This is a genomic window from Aphanizomenon sp. CS-733/32, assembly GCF_028330045.1.
GTDB lineage: Bacteria > Cyanobacteriota > Cyanobacteriia > Cyanobacteriales > Nostocaceae > Dolichospermum > Dolichospermum gracile.
This window is the reverse complement of sequence record NZ_JAQMSE010000214.1, coordinates 1-16,497: the sequence shown is the minus strand read 5'-3', so window position 1 is coordinate 16,497 and position 16,497 is coordinate 1. Positions and strand designations below refer to the sequence as shown.

13 protein-coding genes and 6 pseudogenes are annotated in these 16,497 nt (G+C 39.5%); 11 read left to right on the top strand and 8 right to left on the bottom strand.

All coding sequences use genetic code 11. From position 1 onward, the window contains the following. Nucleotides 1–92 precede the first annotated feature (92 nt). A complete protein-coding gene (locus PN471_RS23530) occupies nt 93–383 on the bottom strand; it encodes a transposase (RefSeq protein ID WP_442867167.1) in 291 nt (96 codons plus the stop codon). Nucleotides 384–387: 4 nt separating this feature from the next. Beyond that, nucleotides 388–956, bottom strand: a pseudogene (locus PN471_RS17925) (transposase); the annotation flags it as partial. A 205-nt stretch (nt 957–1,161) separates the two neighbouring features. On the opposite strand from PN471_RS17925, the gene PN471_RS17920 reads away from it, so the two are divergent. Both PN471_RS17920 and PN471_RS17915 read left to right on the top strand, forming a co-directional pair. After that, nucleotides 1,162–1,341, top strand: coding sequence for a DUF4277 domain-containing protein (locus tag PN471_RS17920; RefSeq protein ID WP_442867166.1), 180 nt, complete (start codon nt 1,162–1,164; stop codon nt 1,339–1,341). Next, nucleotides 1,340–1,624, top strand: a pseudogene (locus PN471_RS17915) (IS1634 family transposase); the annotation flags it as partial. The gene PN471_RS17920 and the pseudogene PN471_RS17915, both read left to right, overlap by 2 nt. A gap of 565 nt (nt 1,625–2,189) precedes the next feature. On the opposite strand, the gene PN471_RS17910 reads toward PN471_RS17915, so the two are convergent. From PN471_RS17910 to PN471_RS17890, 5 genes are all read right to left on the bottom strand, one after another. After that, on the bottom strand, nt 2,190–2,975 hold the full coding sequence (locus PN471_RS17910; RefSeq protein WP_271777998.1) for an aspartate/glutamate racemase family protein: 786 nt from the start codon (nt 2,973–2,975) through the stop codon (nt 2,190–2,192). Between the two features lie 340 nt (nt 2,976–3,315). Continuing rightward, nucleotides 3,316–4,365 carry an aldo/keto reductase gene (locus PN471_RS17905; protein ID WP_271777997.1) on the bottom strand — a complete coding sequence of 350 codons (1,050 nt, stop codon included), beginning with the start codon at nt 4,363–4,365 and terminating at the stop codon, nt 3,316–3,318. Nucleotides 4,366–4,410: 45 nt separating this feature from the next. Next, the gene (locus PN471_RS17900) at nt 4,411–4,590 is read right to left on the bottom strand and encodes a sterol desaturase family protein (protein ID WP_271777996.1); all 180 of its coding nucleotides are present in this window, start codon (nt 4,588–4,590) and stop codon (nt 4,411–4,413) included. After that, a complete protein-coding gene (locus PN471_RS17895; protein WP_271777995.1) occupies nt 4,574–4,708 on the bottom strand; it encodes a hypothetical protein in 135 nt (44 codons plus the stop codon). The genes PN471_RS17900 and PN471_RS17895 overlap by 17 nt, the downstream gene beginning before the upstream one ends. Nucleotides 4,709–4,743: 35 nt before the next feature. Continuing rightward, complete coding sequence (locus tag PN471_RS17890; RefSeq protein ID WP_271777994.1) at nt 4,744–5,169, bottom strand: sterol desaturase family protein; 426 nt, start codon at nt 5,167–5,169, stop codon at nt 4,744–4,746. Between the two features lie 247 nt (nt 5,170–5,416). Here PN471_RS17890 and PN471_RS17880 point away from each other — a divergent pair. From PN471_RS17880 to PN471_RS17845, 8 genes and pseudogenes are all read left to right on the top strand, one after another. Next, nucleotides 5,417–5,626, top strand: a pseudogene (locus PN471_RS17880) (transposase); the annotation flags it as partial. Nucleotides 5,627–5,752: 126 nt separating this feature from the next. Further along, the gene (locus PN471_RS17875) at nt 5,753–6,922 is read left to right on the top strand and encodes a glycine amidinotransferase (RefSeq protein ID WP_271777993.1); all 1,170 of its coding nucleotides are present in this window, start codon (nt 5,753–5,755) and stop codon (nt 6,920–6,922) included. A 9-nt stretch (nt 6,923–6,931) separates the two neighbouring features. After that, nucleotides 6,932–8,149 carry a sulfotransferase gene (locus PN471_RS17870; RefSeq protein WP_271777992.1) on the top strand — a complete coding sequence of 406 codons (1,218 nt, stop codon included), beginning with the start codon at nt 6,932–6,934 and terminating at the stop codon, nt 8,147–8,149. A 6-nt stretch (nt 8,150–8,155) separates the two neighbouring features. After that, nucleotides 8,156–8,989, top strand: coding sequence for an ankyrin repeat domain-containing protein (locus tag PN471_RS17865; protein WP_271777991.1), 834 nt, complete (start codon nt 8,156–8,158; stop codon nt 8,987–8,989). Further along, nucleotides 8,990–9,973 (top strand): annotated as a pseudogene (locus tag PN471_RS17860) (alkene reductase); the annotation flags it as partial. Nucleotides 9,974–10,004: 31 nt separating this feature from the next. Then, nucleotides 10,005–11,006 carry a DMT family transporter gene (locus PN471_RS17855; RefSeq protein ID WP_271777990.1) on the top strand — a complete coding sequence of 334 codons (1,002 nt, stop codon included), beginning with the start codon at nt 10,005–10,007 and terminating at the stop codon, nt 11,004–11,006. A gap of 302 nt (nt 11,007–11,308) precedes the next feature. Further along, nucleotides 11,309–12,445 carry a methyltransferase gene (locus tag PN471_RS17850; protein WP_071241728.1) on the top strand — a complete coding sequence of 379 codons (1,137 nt, stop codon included), beginning with the start codon at nt 11,309–11,311 and terminating at the stop codon, nt 12,443–12,445. A 344-nt stretch (nt 12,446–12,789) separates the two neighbouring features. Next, entirely contained in the window at nt 12,790–14,127 is a 1,338-nt protein-coding gene (locus tag PN471_RS17845; RefSeq protein WP_271777989.1) for a cytochrome P450, read from the top strand. Between the two features lie 165 nt (nt 14,128–14,292). On the opposite strand, the pseudogene PN471_RS23370 reads toward PN471_RS17845, so the two are convergent. Next, nucleotides 14,293–14,748: pseudogene (locus PN471_RS23370) on the bottom strand (IS1634 family transposase); the annotation flags it as partial. Nucleotides 14,749–14,816: 68 nt separating this feature from the next. Here PN471_RS23370 and tnpC point away from each other — a divergent pair. Continuing rightward, nucleotides 14,817–16,354 (top strand): annotated as a pseudogene (gene tnpC, locus PN471_RS17830) (IS66 family transposase). Nucleotides 16,355–16,497 lie beyond the last annotated feature (143 nt).

The window sequence follows — 16,497 nt, the reverse complement described above, 5'->3', positions numbered from 1 at the left end:
TTTAAGCCAGACCAAGAATCAATTAGCAATGCTTGTAAGTGAAAACATAATTAATTATATGAAGTAATTTGAGTAAATATAATATTTTCTAATCATCCAAATCTAAAAATAGGAAAAACACAGTATTTCCTAAAATAGACACAAAAAAAAGTCATAATAATCCGCCGCAGTAATGCGGAAAGATTCATGACTAGAAAAGTTATGGCAATGGCTGTTTCTGAAGTATTAGAAAGTTTAGTCATCATTCGGTCAAGACTATATCTTCTTTTCCCTTCTCCGAATTTACCTTCAATACAATTACGCTCTCTCTCGTCTAATTGTGCCTGCTTCTTGGTTTCTTTGCTGACATTTGTTGGTGGTCTTCCTAATGGTGGACCACTAATTCTGCTCCCTGGCTTGATTTAATAATCCTAAATCTGTCGGATATTTAATATCTGCTGGTACACAAGTTGCATCTAATTTTAATTTCCCCTGATTTTTATTTTCATCTATCTTTTCTTCTCCCGCTTCCACACTAATAACTTTTTTTCTGTTTCTTCCTCACTGATTTTATCTTCATTATTCTTCACCATGCTTCTATTCATTCTATTCACTAATTCTATATCTATTCTTTGTCTAAAATGAACTAACATTGATGCCTCAAATGGTGCTTCATTACTATAGCTATTCAATCCTATAAAGTATTGTAGATATGGGTTTTCTCTTATTTGCTCTACTGTTTCTCTATCACTTAAACCCAATTTTTCTTTAATTATTAAAGATCCTATGGCTATCCGAAAAGACTTTGCTGGTGCGCCCATTTCTATTGTGAATTGTTTTGCATATTCATCTTCAAATTCTGACCATGGAATTAAATTTGCCATTATTACCCATCTATTATCCTCTGCCAATTGTCCCTCAAATGGCAGTTTAAACTTTTCTATGGGAGTAGGTAGAGTTGCAATTTTTTTATACATTTTCTATATTTATGTGAGGATTTTTACCCATTTTACCCTATTGTCTTGCACTTTTTTCCCATTTATAGACTTCAATCACTATTTGTACAAGGGTTTCAGCTTTAATCAGCAAGCCCTAAATAGCATTAAAAGGGAAATGGTGTGAGAAAGTAAAACTTAGTAACAAAAGAAAAAAATGAATTGATAACCAAATAAGAAATAATTGATGACAACAGAAATATTAGAGGAAACTGTTGTGAAATTAAAACCTCAAGAAATACAAATTCAGAACATAGACCATCTAGGGATAGTAGCAGGAATAATAGACTCAATCGGATTAGTAGAAATAATCAACGAAATAATAGGAGTCGAAAAAGAAGCCCAAAAATTTGGAGTATCACTATGATTCTATCTTGAGTGAATATAAAGCCCAACAATCATGTGAAAGAGGGTTTGGTTTTCTCAAAGACCCATTATTTTTTGCAGATAGTATTTTCCTCAAAAGTCCTGAGAGAATAGAGTCTCTGGGAATGATTATGGGTTTATGTCTACTGGTTTATACTTTAGCTCAACGTCAAATTAGAAATGCTCTGAAAGATTCTAAATCAACAATTAAAAATCAATTAGGTAAAGCAACTGACCGCCCTACTTTACGCTGGATTTTTCAATGCTTTCAATGTATTCATTTCGGCCGATTTTAACACTTATTTCTTGTAGTGCGGGCATCTTGCCCGCACTAATTATACAAATTACAGCAAATTGTCATCAAACCCGGAACAAGAACCCCACCCCCAACCCCCTCCCCGCAAGCGATGAGGGGGCTAAGATGTACCTTATATGATTGGAAATCGCTGTAAATGCACAACAGCTTATAGAAACGATGTCCTGAAAGAGTTCTTTTTGCTGGAAGTTTTCCAGATACGTCCGCTGGAGAGTTTTGACAGATACTCCTATTTTTTGAGCAAATTCATGGGGTTTAAACATAAAAACCGTACGAACAAACTTACAAGCGTATTCTTCGACAAAAATGAAGCGTACTTCTATGGATAACAACTATATGATTCAAGTTCTCAGTTGTTGTTTTCTTGACTCTACTTTAGATTCCTCTCAACCCTTCTGTCAAGCCTAATTGAGATGCTCTTACCCTGGATAGCAAAGTGCTGCTGCAAGCAGTTCGCCAATCTCAAATCCCCAAACGACCATTTTTCATTGTGTGACAGTTTAGGGTGCGGAAGGTGGGTTGCAATACCCCGATTAAACATGACCATAGAACTCGCGATGAACGGCAACAGAATAGGCATAATCTAATAGAGTACCCCAACTAAAAACCGGAAGACGAATCGCCTGTTGGATTGATCGAGCAAAAGGTTGAGTTCCAGAACATTCTAGAAGTAAGGCTCCCATTTGCGGATGATGCTGATAAAAATCAACAGCAAGTGTGATCAATTCTTGCTCAATTTTTTCATAATTGGCTCCTCGTGATAAGGGATCAGAAGCCATGTAAAGGTTAGTAATTTCCGGACAAAGTCCCGACTCCATAATTCCCTCAATCACATAATTGCTGTTTGGTTGAATGCCGACAGCTTCTAGGTGGACTGATGTTAAAACATTTTTTGAGAAAACGAGGATACCAACAACCTGATTATTCCCAATTAAATTTTGTGCCAAAGGCACTTGCAATAAGCTGGACATAAAAACGGGAACTTTAACATAGCCAGCAATTTCTTTTTGAAAATAGGCGAAATAACCGCATTCTCCTGCGATCGCTCGACACCCGATTTTTTCTAGTTTCTTAGCGGCTTTTTGAATGGGAGCAAGATAAGATGTCTTATCAGCATTAAACAGTAATCCTTTCCCATCTAAACCTTCAGCAATTTCATATTGGATGGGAAACGGATAGGCGCTGGCGTTACGAGTGTCACCCGGAAATCCGGGGTATTGTTCGTCGAGAATAATCACCCCAAGTCCCATGCCATAACAATGTTTATGGGGGGATGTTTGGATATGATGAATATTGAAATTTCTTTGCTGGTATATCATTTAATGCGATCCACTCCTCTCCATCTGACTTTCAGATAGCGATCTAACTAATAAGTCTCCGTTGCCGATAACGGTGCGACACGAACGCCTTTCAATAAAACAGTTCCCCTTCCATTCTCTAATTCCTCGGAAAGATCAACCCAGGTTTTTTTCAAATGGTTAAACTGAACAGCTTCTTTATTGAATGATTTAAGATTGTCAAGAATTGATTAAATTTCTCCTATTTTCTTTAAGCTCAAATGGTAGTTCCAGTATTTAGAATTGAGTAGTTCGTCGCCTCTCCAAGCGGCTGGACTATTTAGTAAGTTCATAGATTTATTCTCAAAAATTAGAATGATAATTAGGGAACTGGGTTGGGATAACGAGCGTGTATTTGATCGATTTCGGTCAAAATTTCTGGAGTTAATACAACATCTACACAGCTTATATTTTCTTGCAATTGCTCTAGAGTAGAAGCTGCGATAATCGTGCTAGTGACAAACCAGCGCGATCGCACAAAACCTAATGCTAACTGCACTGGTGTTAAGCCATTTTTATCGGACAGATCCACATAAGCTTGAACTGCTTCTTGAAAATGGGGTTTTCGGTAGCGTCTGTCAAATTTTGGGAATAAATCGATTCTCGATCCGGGCGGGGTTTGAGAGAGATATTTTCCAGTTAAATGGCCAAAACCCAGGGTACTATAAGCGATTAATCCGACGTTATGAAACCGACAGGTTTCTGCTAAATTAATTTGAAATACTCGGTTAGTCAAATTAAAAGCATTTTGAATGGAAACGATTTTAGGTAATCCCAATTGTTGGGCTAGATGGCAAAATTCGCATACGCCCCAAGGCGTTTCATTACTCACTCCTAAATAACGAATTTTTCCGGCTTTAACTAATTCGGCAAAGGCTTCTAACTGCTCTGCGATCGCTACAGTTTCCCGTTCATAATTAGGATCATAATCAGGATCACCAAACAAAGGAACATATCGATCAGGCCAATGAATTTGGTAGAGGTCAATGTAATCTGTTTGAAGTCGCCTCAGACTACCTTCTACTGCTTCTTGAATATTCTTACGATCTATGCGATTCTTCCCTTCCCGAATCCAAGTTATGGGAAGAGTTTGCCCCCCAGATGGACCAGCGATCTTAGTTGCAATAATCACCTGATCGCGTGGTTGCGTGACTAACCATTTGCCAATGTATTCTTCTGTTTTACCTTGAGTTTCTGAACAGGTAGGCGCGGGATACATTTCGGCAGTATCAATAAAGTTAATTCCTCGATTAAAAGCATAACTTAATTGATTTTTAGCCTCTTCTAATGTATTTTGTTTTCCATAATTCATCGTTCCTAAACATAATTCAGAAACGAGTAAGTCACTATCACCAAGATTTCTATATTGCATTACAACCTACTCCAAAACAAAACATATTTCTTCCAAGTTGAAAAACTAAATACCGATTACTTTCTGCCAAGTAAGAGGCTGATTGGTTATGCCAAATGTTTGCTCGTCGGGATTAATAGATTCTGGATCGAGATAGGTTCCAAATAGGCGATCAAAAATAGTAAAGTAGCTACCCAGATTGTAAGCCCCTAGTCGCGTATGGTGTAAGCTATGATACTGAGTCATAACAAAAATCCATTGCATATTTAATATCTCGTAACGGGTTGATTCTTTCCGAAAAAAACCAAATTAGTCCAGCCGTTACAAAAGTTGCTAACCAGCCAATCATTATCTGTGTAATCATTCTTAACTCCAGAGATGGTATTCTTCTAAATACATCTAAACCCCAATAATTTTTCGGGGGGTGACAAGTGCATTATCGCCTGATGCAAATTGAATCTGTTCTAGGGTTACTGTATCAGGATCAACATACGTGCCGAAAATGCGATCAAATACTGTAAAAAGGGCGCCTAAATTCTTAGTCACTGAACCTGTTTCTACATGATGAATAGAATGAACTCTAGGCGTAACATAAAACCATTCAATAAACTTCATCCAGGGTTGCCACTTAACGTTTAAATGAATCCAGTTGTCGTGAATAATATAATGAATGCCGACAAAAACAGAGATCATGGCGACACCGAATTCTCTGGGAAACCGAGAACGGTATTCAACCACCTTTAAGGGATCGAGAAGTTCCCAAATCCAAAACAGCAGTCCAGACCCAAATAAAACTAATAACCCAAGCAAAACTTGATTAATCACAGCCTACCTCACTTAACAACAACATGAATAATTTTAATTATTCAGATTTCTCTAAAAATGGATAATCTAAATAGCCTCTTTCGTCTCCACCCGTGAACGTTGAACGATCGTAAACATTGAGCTTGGCATTCAGAGCAAAGCGTTTCGGCAAATCAGGATTTTCAATACATCGAAATTCATCCCCTGATTCAGCAAGTTGATCGCTGGCTCTGGAGTGTTGTTACACGCTCGCTCAGAACAGATGGGATTTGTTATCCTACCAAAGCGTTGGCTAGTTGAGAGAACTTTTGGTTGGTTCAATTGGTGTCGCAGACTCAGTAAGGACTATGAGATTCTACCTGAAACGACAGAGGCTTTTATTTATACTGCAATAAATTGTAATAATTCGTTTAATTTTAAAACACCTTGCGTAGTCAAAATCACTTATAAGCTTTTCAGATATCCTCTCAGTTTTTGACCCTTTTTTTCTTTGTGAAAAATCCGGGTTTAGAAGCTAATTATAAAATAAATCTAAGGGACAGGAGAAAGGAGTTTTGATAACAGTAAGATACTTCATATGCAGTTTATTCACATAAATAGATAGATGGTTAATAGCTTTGATGAGTGGTCTAGGCTTAAAGAAGTCGTTGTTGGTTCGCCCATCAACTACAATACTCAGGATTTAGAACTGTCTTTTAAAGTCTTTTTTCATGATGTTGCTTACTCCTCATTTTGTTATCCTTACTACTACAGTGGTGCAGAAAGTCGTAGTAAGGATAACAGTGTTTGCCAAGAGAACTCTCAAGACACTCAAACTTTTACTACTCACAGCCTCAAGAAACAGTATTTACAGGAACTGAATGAGGATGTCGAGGAACTAGTTAGTACCTTACAAAAATTGGGTATAAAAGTTCATAGACCGATTCCTTTAACTCGATCAATAAGATTTGAAACGCCCTATTGGAAAGCTGATTGCATTCCTGCTTTAAATATTAGGGATCAAGCCATCATTATGGGCAATGAAATTTTAGAAACGCCACCCCAGGTTCGCGCTAGATATTTTGAAAATGATTTGCTTAAGCAAATCTTTTACAAGTATTTTGAACAAGGGGCAAAATGGACAAATATGCCCAAGCCAATTATGACTGATCGATCCTTCGATACTTCCTATATTTCCGGTCAAAATGTGCCAGCAATCGAGGAAGTTTATCCGCAAAATGAATCAGAATTTGATATTGGTTACGAGATCATGTTTGATGCCGCCCAGTGCATCCGTTTTGGCAAAGATATCCTGATCAATGTAGCGACTAAAAACCATTATTTAGCTTATCAATGGTTGCAACGTCATTTTGAAGGTAAATTTAACTTTCATTTGCTATATCAGTTCGCGGATAATCACATTGATAGCATTATTTTGCCCCTAAAGCCTGGTAAGCTTTTGCTACGTAACCCTCAGTTTTTTGATCGCTTACCAGAACCCCTAAAAAAATGGGATATAATTTATCCCCCAGAACCAACGGAGAATATTTTCCCGACTTATGATGATGATGATTTGATCCTAACGACAAAGTACATTGATTTGAATGTATTGTCTGTTGATGAGGATAAAATTATTGTCAATTCTCTATTTCCAGAGTTGATAAAAACTTTAGAAAAGCACGGGTTCACTGCCATACCTGTGCAGCATCGACATCGGAGAATTTTTGGGGGCGGTTTCCACTGTTTCACCCTTGATACTGTTCGCGAAGGCTCATTGGAAGACTATTTCAGTTAACGTTCAAATATGTTGGTTTCTATTATTTCCCTTGTTTTTACTGCGGTTTTGCCGATTCTCATTGGAGTCGTTTTTTTAACTCCTTTTCCACACTGGCCTACTTACTTTAAAATCTGGCATCATATATTTTTTGATCCAGAACCGTCTATTGGTTTTAAGGATAGACGTAAGCAGGCTTTTTATCTACTGAACTATGCGCTCAAGCTGCCATTCATTGCTTTATGTTGGTGCTTGGATGACTTGTTTTTTCCCCAGTATCGACAGCAGGTAATTCGCACTCCTGTTTTTGTTGTGGCTCAACCCCGCAGTGCTACCACATTTTTGCATCGTACTCTTGCATCTGATGAGAAAACGTTTTTCGGTATTCGGTTGCTGGAGTGGCGCTATCCTTCGATACTACTGCAAAAGCTATTTCAGGCAACTGGTTTTTTGGAGCGGATGAGCCAGGTTAATTATTGGGGAAATAGTGACCAGGCTAAATTCGCTGAAAAAATGCACTACAGCTATCTCAATGATTATGAAGATGATGGTTTTCTATTTGAAGAATGCTTTTTTCACCAATTTTATGTGATTAATCGTTTTCCTTATCCTAACCTATTGGATAGTTTGAATAACTTTAGCAAACTTTCCCAAAAAACTCAGGAGAGGATGTTACGAACTCAATATCAGGTGATTCAAAAGGTGCTTTATTTGCGGGGTGGAAATCTGATTTACATCTCAAAAGACAATGAATGTTATCAGCGATTGGAAATGATGCGTTCTTTGTATCCTGATGCGTTGTTTATCACGATTACTCGTCCTTCGGAACGGTTCATGAAATCCTACATCACGCTAATTAACCAGTCGGCTTACTGTAAGTCGGGAGTTAATGTTAGTCAAATTCCTGATTGGGAATCAATGCAACGATCGGTCCGAGTAGAAGCAGCTAACCAAACAATTCAATTTTTTGATAGTTTGCCTGACAAGCAAAAACTTTGTTTCTCTTTTGACCGCTTAACTCAAAATATCAAAGATTCAGTGGAACTCGTCTATCAATATCTGGGTATTTCCCTAACCCCAGAGCAAAGCGAATATTTGGAGAATTTGGATACTCAACAAAATCTCCGAGATGCAGGTTACAAAACAGGGAATGAGCAGTTTCAAGAGTTTGAGTTTTTTGATCGCTTTGCCGCCGAAGTAGACAAAAACCACGCTGCTTTGTTGCAGTCAGGTCACTTAATTAAGTAGCCGATCATGGAAACTGAACAAACAGCCAAAATCTTAAAGCAGTGGTTTGAAAGTTGGGCAAAAGATGACATCGAAATTGTACTTGATGGTTTGTCCGAGAATGTCATTTTTTATGCTCCTCAGAATGAACACAACAAAGCGATTCCCTATCTGGGTAAAAGAGTCGGTCGTCAGGCGGTGAGGTCAGCTTTTGAAATCCGAGCGCAAACGACGAAACTCTTGAATTATGAGTTGTTGGAGTTCATTGTTGAGGGCAATAAAGCCTGTATTATTTCTCGTACCCAAGAGATTTGTAAGCAAACCGAGCAAATTTTTGAAATTGAAGATGCTCAATTTATTGTCTTAGATGAAGCGGGCAAAATTTCCTCCTGGAGTTTCTATTTTGATCCGAATCCAGAAGTGGCTGCATTTACAGCCAACCTGGATACAGAATTAATTCAGGCTGTGCAGAACAATCAACTTTCTGTTGTGCAATCTTTGTTAGCGATCGGTGCAAATGTCAATATCAGAGATAAAGATGCTAAAGGTCATTTAACGCCATTAATGATCGCTACACAGCAAGGAAATGCAGAGATGGTAAGGCTGCTTTTAGATTCGGGTGCTGACCCTTATATGCTTGATAGTGCTTCTGGAGATTCGGTATTACACCAAGCTTGTCAAGGCGGAAGTGTGGATGTCCTACAGCTTTTGATTGAAGCAGGTGCTTTTGTCAATGCGGTGAGTCCAACGGGAAACCATGAAACCCCCTTACACCATGCCTTGCAACATGGACATCAAGCTTGTGCAGAGGTTTTAGTTTATGCAGGCGCAGAGCTAAATCTGACCGAGGGGATAGGGTAGATGGATTCATTAAAGCTATTACAACCCTTTAAGCTGGGAAATTTACAGTTACCCAATCGTATAGTAATGGCCCCGTTAACACGGCGACGGGCTGATTATCATCTGGGTCCCACTCCCCTGAATGCTCTCTATTATGCTCAACGGGCTTCTGCGGGGTTAATTATTAGCGAGGCTACTCAAATTTCTCCCCAAGGTATCAGTCTGCCCCGAACTCCAGGGATCTATAGCCCAGAGCAAATAGCGGGATGACAACTGGTAACGCAAGCGGTTCACGAGCGCGGCGGTCGCATTTTCCTGCAACTGTGGCATGGTGGACGATGTTCTCATCCCTCTTTGCAACCTCAAGGTGCTTTACCTGTAGCGCCGAGTGCGATCGCCCCTAACGAGGAAAAAGCATTAACCGCTACTGAGGAAGAAGTAGATTTTGTTATCCCCAGACCACTCTTGAGTTCAGAAATTCCTGGGATTATCGATCAACATCGTCAAGCTGCCAAAAATGCAATGCAAGCAGAGGCAGATGGTGTAGAAATTCATGGGGCTAGTGGTTATTTACTCGATCAGTTTCTCCAAGATAACAGTAACCATCGAACCGACGCTTATGGAGGCAGCATTGAAAATCGAACCCGTTTACTCATGGAAGTGACAGCCGCTGTGATTGAGGTATGGGGATCGAATCGGGTAGGTGTGCGCTTGTCACCTAGTAGCACATTCCAAGATATGAATGATTCTAATCCAGAAGCTTTATTCAACTCTGTAGTTACTCAACTTAATTCATTGAATCTAGCTTATCTACATATTGTCGAACCTCGGATTAAAGGCAGCCATGATGATTTTACTGTCAAGAAAGCAGAGCTTGGCGTTCAACATTTTCGACCTTTATATCACGGCACATTAATCACAGCAGGAGGGTATACAAGGGAAACTGGAGAAGCTGTTCTTGTCCAGGGTGATGCCAATATGGTGGCTTATGGTCGATTATTTATTGAAATCTTAAACTCTTCTAAACTTACCCATTATGTCCCTAGAATCTCCACTTGAACAACTTGAACATCCCCCCACGTTATCAGAGCAAAAGGCTAAATTGGTTCCATTTGTCGCTCTTTTAATTGCACTTCTAGCGATCGGTATTGGCCCCATTTTTGTCAGATTTAGTATTGCCGAAATAGGTGCTAATGCTACAACCTTTAATCGCTTTTGGATTGCTGGGGTGGTTTTTGGGATTTGGAACGGGGTATTGGCTTTGCGTCAAGATACACCCGAAGAAGCTCTCTTAGAATCAAAACAGCTTTACACTCCAAAAACGCTGGTTCTGCTGTTACTAGTTGGTTGTTTGTTTGCCTCAATCCAACTTTTCTGGGCTTTGTCTCTCACCCAAACTACTGTGGCAAGTTCTGTAACAATTTTGCATGGTCTGCGTCCCCTCCTGACGACTTTGGGAGGCTGGATATTATTCAAAAAACACTACGATCGCAAATTTTTAATTGGCATGATAATAGCGATTCTAGGTTCTATTTTTATTGGATACAATGATTTTTCAGTTTCTATCCATAAGCTACTAGGAGACTTGTTAGCAATACTTTCTGCCTTATGCTCTGCTTTGGAACTACTAATTATGGAACATCTACTCACCCAATTCAAAACTCAAACACTAATGCTTTGGTGTTGTGTTATTGCCTCGCTTGTGATGATTAGTGTGTTGGCTATCGTCAACCAAAACTTTTTTCCCGTGTCCTTACAAGGGTGGGCGGCTGTTATTGCATTAGCCCTATTGTCTCAAGTGATTGGTCATGGATTAATCATCTATTCTCTTAACTATTTATCATCTGGAGTGGTCGCTGTTAGTATGCTCCTCGATCCAGTCATTAGTGCTATTTTCGCCTGGGTTATTTTAAGGGAACATATAACTATTTTGAACGGGATATTATCTTGTATAGTTTTATTTGGTATATATGTCTCTTTGTCGAGTAATAATGCAGTTAAGATAAATAGACCTGTTGCAAAAGTCTCAAATACGTGAGACAAGTAAATAAAAATTGGGTAGCATTGATGACCTAAAAACAACTAAAAAGCTTAAAACCAGAAGATTTTAAACGCTTGTTTGGTGTACTTACTCTGACTTTTATCCAGATTTAGTTTAAGGTTTAATTTAATTGCTGCTCTCTACAATTATGAGCTTTGTCTCTTCAACATCAAATCTTCCTGAGCGACTTTTGCCAGAGGTATAATGTTGAATCCACCAAGATTAAAGCTGAAACGCTTTTTAGCTGATAGCTTTTCAATCTGAACCAATAAATTAGAAATTGAGGATAAATTAAACTAATGGTTGCCAACTTTGAAGAACTGAATAATGCCCAACTAAATCAACAACTTGATCACAAGTTAAATCATAGTGATTTAAAGACATTGCAACTGATTAACAGTAATAAAGACACCTTAAAAATGGATGATCTAGTACTACTTTTGTATGGTCATTCTGCTTTCCAGAATCTGTATGCAGGTTGTGAACTGGGCGTATTTGAGTTGCTCTGGAAACATCCCGATCTTACTCAGACAGAAATTGCTCAACATCTTCAACTAGAAGCCTATCCAACTAAAGCACTGTTACTAGGACTAACAGCATTAAAACTAATTCAGAAAGTTGGTGATAAATATCGTAATAGCCTAGTGATTCAGATGCTATTTCTGGAAAATACATGGAAAGAATTCTATGATACCGTTTTGTTTGAGGCTAAGATTGTTTATCGTGGCTCGATTGATTACGTAGAATCATTACAGCAAAATAGAAACGTAGGTCTGCGACAGTTTCAGGGGCAAGGTCCTGATTTGTACAATCGCCTGCATGAAGATCCTGGTCTAGATAAGGTGTTTTACAACTTTATGGGATCTTGGTCGAAATTGGTGACTCCTCTATGGTTGAAGAAGATTGATTTCTCGAATTTCCAGTCGGTTGTGGACGTGGGCGGTGGCGATGCAACAAACTCCATTGCGTTAGCCGAAGCCTTTCCCAACGTTAAAATTACCCTGATGGATATTCCAGACAGTTGTAAAATCGCTCAAAGTCGTATCGATCAGAAACAATTAACAGACCGAATTCAGGTGGTAGGGGGAGATATCTTCGTTGATGAATTTCCCAACAACCAAGACTGCTTCCTCTTTATTCATGTTTTAGTCATCTGGTCTTTAGATAAAAATACAACCTTGCTTCGTCGGGCATATCAAGCCCTCAAGCCTGGTGGTTCTTTGATCATCTTTAACATGATGACATCCGATGAAGAAGATGGTCCACTGATGGCGGCGCTCGATTCATCTTACTTTGTTTCGATACCCCACGAGGGAGGCATGATTTACTCTTGGAGAGATCATGAACAATGCTTAAGGGATGCAGGATTTACTCAAATGAAACGTATTTACTCGGACTTTTGGGCACCCAGTGGTATTATCGTTGCTACTAAATAGCTTTTAATGGTGAATTAACCCGGATTAATACTAAATCTAGGTTAAAACCCCTTTGAGAATGAACCGCTCCAAGACGCAGAGGACACAGAGAAAAGAGGGAGAAGATATAGGGGGTAACGAACCTATCTCTTATCCCTGTTATGTCACTTCCAGAAAACAATAATGCGAAACTCTGAAACTTTGATTTAGTAAAGTTTTGAGCTTTTCTTTTCTAACAGAAACTAAAATTTATAGCCAAAGACTGAAAAGTAAAGCCCTCAAAGGCTTTCAGTCCTTGGCTTCTCCCAAAGTGACAGAACAGGATTATTCTGTGAAGCCACAAATAACTTAAGGAGACTTGGCTTATGAAACAGGTGCAAGCATTGAACTATCCTGTCTGGTTGCAGAGAATTCAATATATTACAAATCCAGTCGGCTATTGGAAGAGTGCTTATCAAACTTATTCAGATGCTTTTTGGGCAAAAGGAATAGATTTTGGCAGTCCTTTGCTGGTGTTTTATACGCCGGAAGCTGCCCAGCAGATTATTGAAAATCGTGATGGACATTGGTCTACAACTACTTTTGACAGTGAACTGAAAGCAATTTTTGGTGAAAGTTCTTTTTTTACTCTGGAAGGTACAAACCACCTCAAGACACGAAAGCTGTTGATTCCGATGCTTCATGGTAAACACATCCGATCTTACGGGCAATTAATTTGCGATCTAGTGAACGATGTATTGCGATCAGTGCCAACTCATCAACCCTTTTCGGTTTTCGATGTTGCACAGAACATATCCATGCAGGTAATGATTAATCTCGTGTTTGGTTCTTACCAGGAGGAACGGTATCAACAGATTAAGCATCTCATGTTTGAGATGGTGAATTTGTTGGCTTCAAATATTGCTGGTATTCCTCTATTTTTCAGGTTTTTGCAGCAGGATTTAGGTGTGATGAGTCCTTGGAGAAAATTCCTGAAGCAGCGGCAGCAAATGAAAGAGATTATTTATGGTGAAATTGCCAATCGTCGTGCTCATCCCGATCAAAATAGGATGGATATTCTCACTTTGCTGATGTCAGTAAGTGATGAACAGGGCAATACTTTGACCGATGAGGAGTTAATGGGGCAGGTACTATCGCTGTTGTTTACAGGCAACGAATCGACTGCTGCATCAATGTCCTGGTTGTGGTATAACGTCTATCGTGATGCTGAAATTAAGGCCAAATTGTTGGCAGAGCTAGATGCTTTGGAGTTATCTTCTGATCCTCTTAATATTGTTCGTTTGCCTTACTTAAGTGCAGTTTGTAATGAGACTTTAAGGATGTATCCTGTAACCATGTTTATGATTCCCAGACTGGTAAATTCAGTCACAGAAATCATGGGTTATCGGGTTGAGCCGGGAACGTTAATTACGGTAGGAACGTATGTTATTCACCATTGTGAAGATATTTATCCAGAACCCAATGTTTTCAAACCCGATCGTTTTCGCGATCACAGCTTTTCTCCATTTGAATTTCTACCGTTTGGTGGGGGCTTGAGGAGTTGCATTGGTGGGGAAATAGCCCTTTATTTACTGAAGCTGGCGGTGACGAGCGCGGTTTCTCGCCACTCTCTAGCATTAGCGAATCAGCGCCCGATTAATCCTCAGCGCCGCAACACGGTATTAACGCCAATGGGACTCAAGATGATCAAATACAATTCCTGAATCGCGTTTTCTACAAAATAAACATGAAAACTCAGACTCGACTTTATGCAAAAATGTGACTTGAACCATAAAATGGTATTGAGCCGATAAAATCCACATTCCACACCCCAAACTGTCACAGAGGGAAATTACGTAGAGAAGAATCAAAGTGAGCATAAAAACAGACATATTTATGATGAACTGTTTTAAGTCCGGTCTATGGTCACGGGAATAACCGTAGGTGATGGTTATTTCTTTTGGTGATTTTACTGCTATTTCTTCTAATTCTTGATTATTGACTATTTTTTGACTCTCAAATATTACTTCTGGTAAGCTGGTGTTATACTGCCCATGTACGTGCATTGATTATGAATCTAGATGTGATGTTGATAGTGACACACCAAATTTTTGGGCGGCTTTTACAGCGATGATAAAAAATATTGTATCCAATCCTTTGATAAATAGTTTATCCATGACTCTCCCCAGTTTATCGTCATTGAGATATTCTGGTTTTACTCCTGCTCCTATTAAATGCTCACAGGCTATTGTTTTAAAATATTTGGGAAACATATATAACGGTTTGGATACAAATCCTAACCCGTTTATTATCATGGCTTTTACTACTTGACCTGCATTTACTTGTAACCGTTCAGGGGGGGTAGAAGAGCGATCGTTAAAAATTACCTCCAAAATGTGATAAATTAAGTGACATGGAACTAAATCGCGTCAATCACTTAGAACAGATACCTCCAGAAGATTGGGGTAAGACTCCAGCCAGCGTCAAGAAACTGGTGGAGGAAATGGCGCAGGAAATAGAACAACAGTCAAAGAAACTAACAGAAGTCCTGACAGTTCAAGAACAGCTATTAGAAAAAATAAATAGGAGTTCAACTCATCATCACCACCATCAAGTGACCCACCGGGATTTGGAAAAAAGCCTGTAAAACAAAAAAGCAGCAAAAAAAGAGGGGGTCAAGCAGGTCATAAAGGAAATAGCCGAGACTTATACCCAATCGAAGAATGTAGGGAAGTCATAGAACATCATCCCGAAGAATGTGTAAATTGTGGAGCTACCCTGACGGGAGTTGATACAAACCCCTATCGTCACCAGATAGTAGAAATTCCACCCATCAGTCCCATAGTGATAGAGCATCGTCTACATCAATTGACCTGTAAAGGATGTGGCACAAAGACCCGTGGGACATTACCAGAAGACGTGAATCCAAGTGGTTACGGAGTCAGAGTTGTAGCTCTAGTGGCACTGCTAAGTGGAGTCTATCGCCACAGTCACAGAATGGTACAAAGTGCGATGGCAGAAGTGTTTGGAATTTCAATATCGTTGGCAACAGTCAACAAACTCAGACTAGGAGCAAGTAACGCAGTGGCAAGTTGTGTAGATGAAGCCAAAGAATATATCCAAAATGCCCAAGTTGTTGGAGCAGATGAAACCAGCTTTAATCAAGGAAACATTGACGGGTTTAATCCTGAACAGAGAAAAGCTTGGCTATGGGTTGCAGTCACACCTCTGGTAACATTTTTTGAAATTGCTCTGACTCGTTGCACCCAAGGGGCAAAGAATTTATTGGGTGAAAACTTCAGGGGCATTTTGAACTCCGACCGTCATGGTGCTTACAACTGGGTCAGCTGGGAACGTCGGCAATTATGTTGGGCGCATCTGCGACGGGAATTTATCAAAATCTCGGAACGAACTGGAGTATCGGCAGAATTGGGAACTGCACTGGTCAAACAGCAGGAGAAGTTGTTTGAACTTTGGCATCGAGTTAGAGATGGTACTTTAAGTCGGAGTGAGTTTACTGAGATGGTGGTTGAGATTCGTGCATCCATCAAAGCAACTTTACTCGAAGCTGATAACTACGAAATTACATCACGGGAAAAAACACCCCTAGCAAAAACAGTACGCACTTGTCGTCAATTACTCAAGGTTGAGTCGGCGATGTGGCTATTTGTGACAACTGTTGGTGTTGAACCCACTAATAATGCCGCAGAACGAGCTATTCGTCCTGCTGTGATTTGGCGGCGGACTAGTTTTGGCTCTCAAACTCAGGCTGGTAGTGTTTTTGTGGCTCGGATGTTAACTGTGGTAACAAGCCTCAAGTCCCAACAGCGTAATGTTTTGGAGTTTATGACGCAGGCTGTTCTTGCTGCTCGTGGTTCTACCACTGTGCCTTCTTTGCTTCCACAAGTTACTGCTGATTCTGATGATTCTGACTTGTTGAAAGCTGCTTAATTTTATCCCACATTCCGCACCCCAAAATATTACAGAGGGAAATTACGGAGATGAAAATCGAAGGGAGCATCAAAACAAACAGACAAAGTGAAAAAAGGCATTTGAGAAACAGTAAATCACCAAAAATGTCATCAAAATCTATT

Coding starts and splice junctions, on each gene's coding strand:
- PN471_RS17920 (WP_442867166.1), top strand. CDS start 1,162: ATGACAACAGAAATATTAGAGGAAACTGTTGTGAAATTAAAACCTCAA.
- PN471_RS17910 (WP_271777998.1), bottom strand. CDS start 2,975: ATGATATACCAGCAAAGAAATTTCAATATTCATCATATCCAAACATCC.
- PN471_RS17905 (WP_271777997.1), bottom strand. CDS start 4,365: ATGCAATATAGAAATCTTGGTGATAGTGACTTACTCGTTTCTGAATTA.
- PN471_RS17900 (WP_271777996.1), bottom strand. CDS start 4,590: ATGACTCAGTATCATAGCTTACACCATACGCGACTAGGGGCTTACAAT.
- PN471_RS17895 (WP_271777995.1), bottom strand. CDS start 4,708: ATGATTACACAGATAATGATTGGCTGGTTAGCAACTTTTGTAACGGCT.
- PN471_RS17875 (WP_271777993.1), top strand. CDS start 5,753: ATGGTTAATAGCTTTGATGAGTGGTCTAGGCTTAAAGAAGTCGTTGTT.
- PN471_RS17870 (WP_271777992.1), top strand. CDS start 6,932: ATGTTGGTTTCTATTATTTCCCTTGTTTTTACTGCGGTTTTGCCGATT.
- PN471_RS17865 (WP_271777991.1), top strand. CDS start 8,156: ATGGAAACTGAACAAACAGCCAAAATCTTAAAGCAGTGGTTTGAAAGT.
- PN471_RS17855 (WP_271777990.1), top strand. CDS start 10,005: ATGTCCCTAGAATCTCCACTTGAACAACTTGAACATCCCCCCACGTTA.
- PN471_RS17850 (WP_071241728.1), top strand. CDS start 11,309: ATGGTTGCCAACTTTGAAGAACTGAATAATGCCCAACTAAATCAACAA.
- PN471_RS17845 (WP_271777989.1), top strand. CDS start 12,790: ATGAAACAGGTGCAAGCATTGAACTATCCTGTCTGGTTGCAGAGAATT.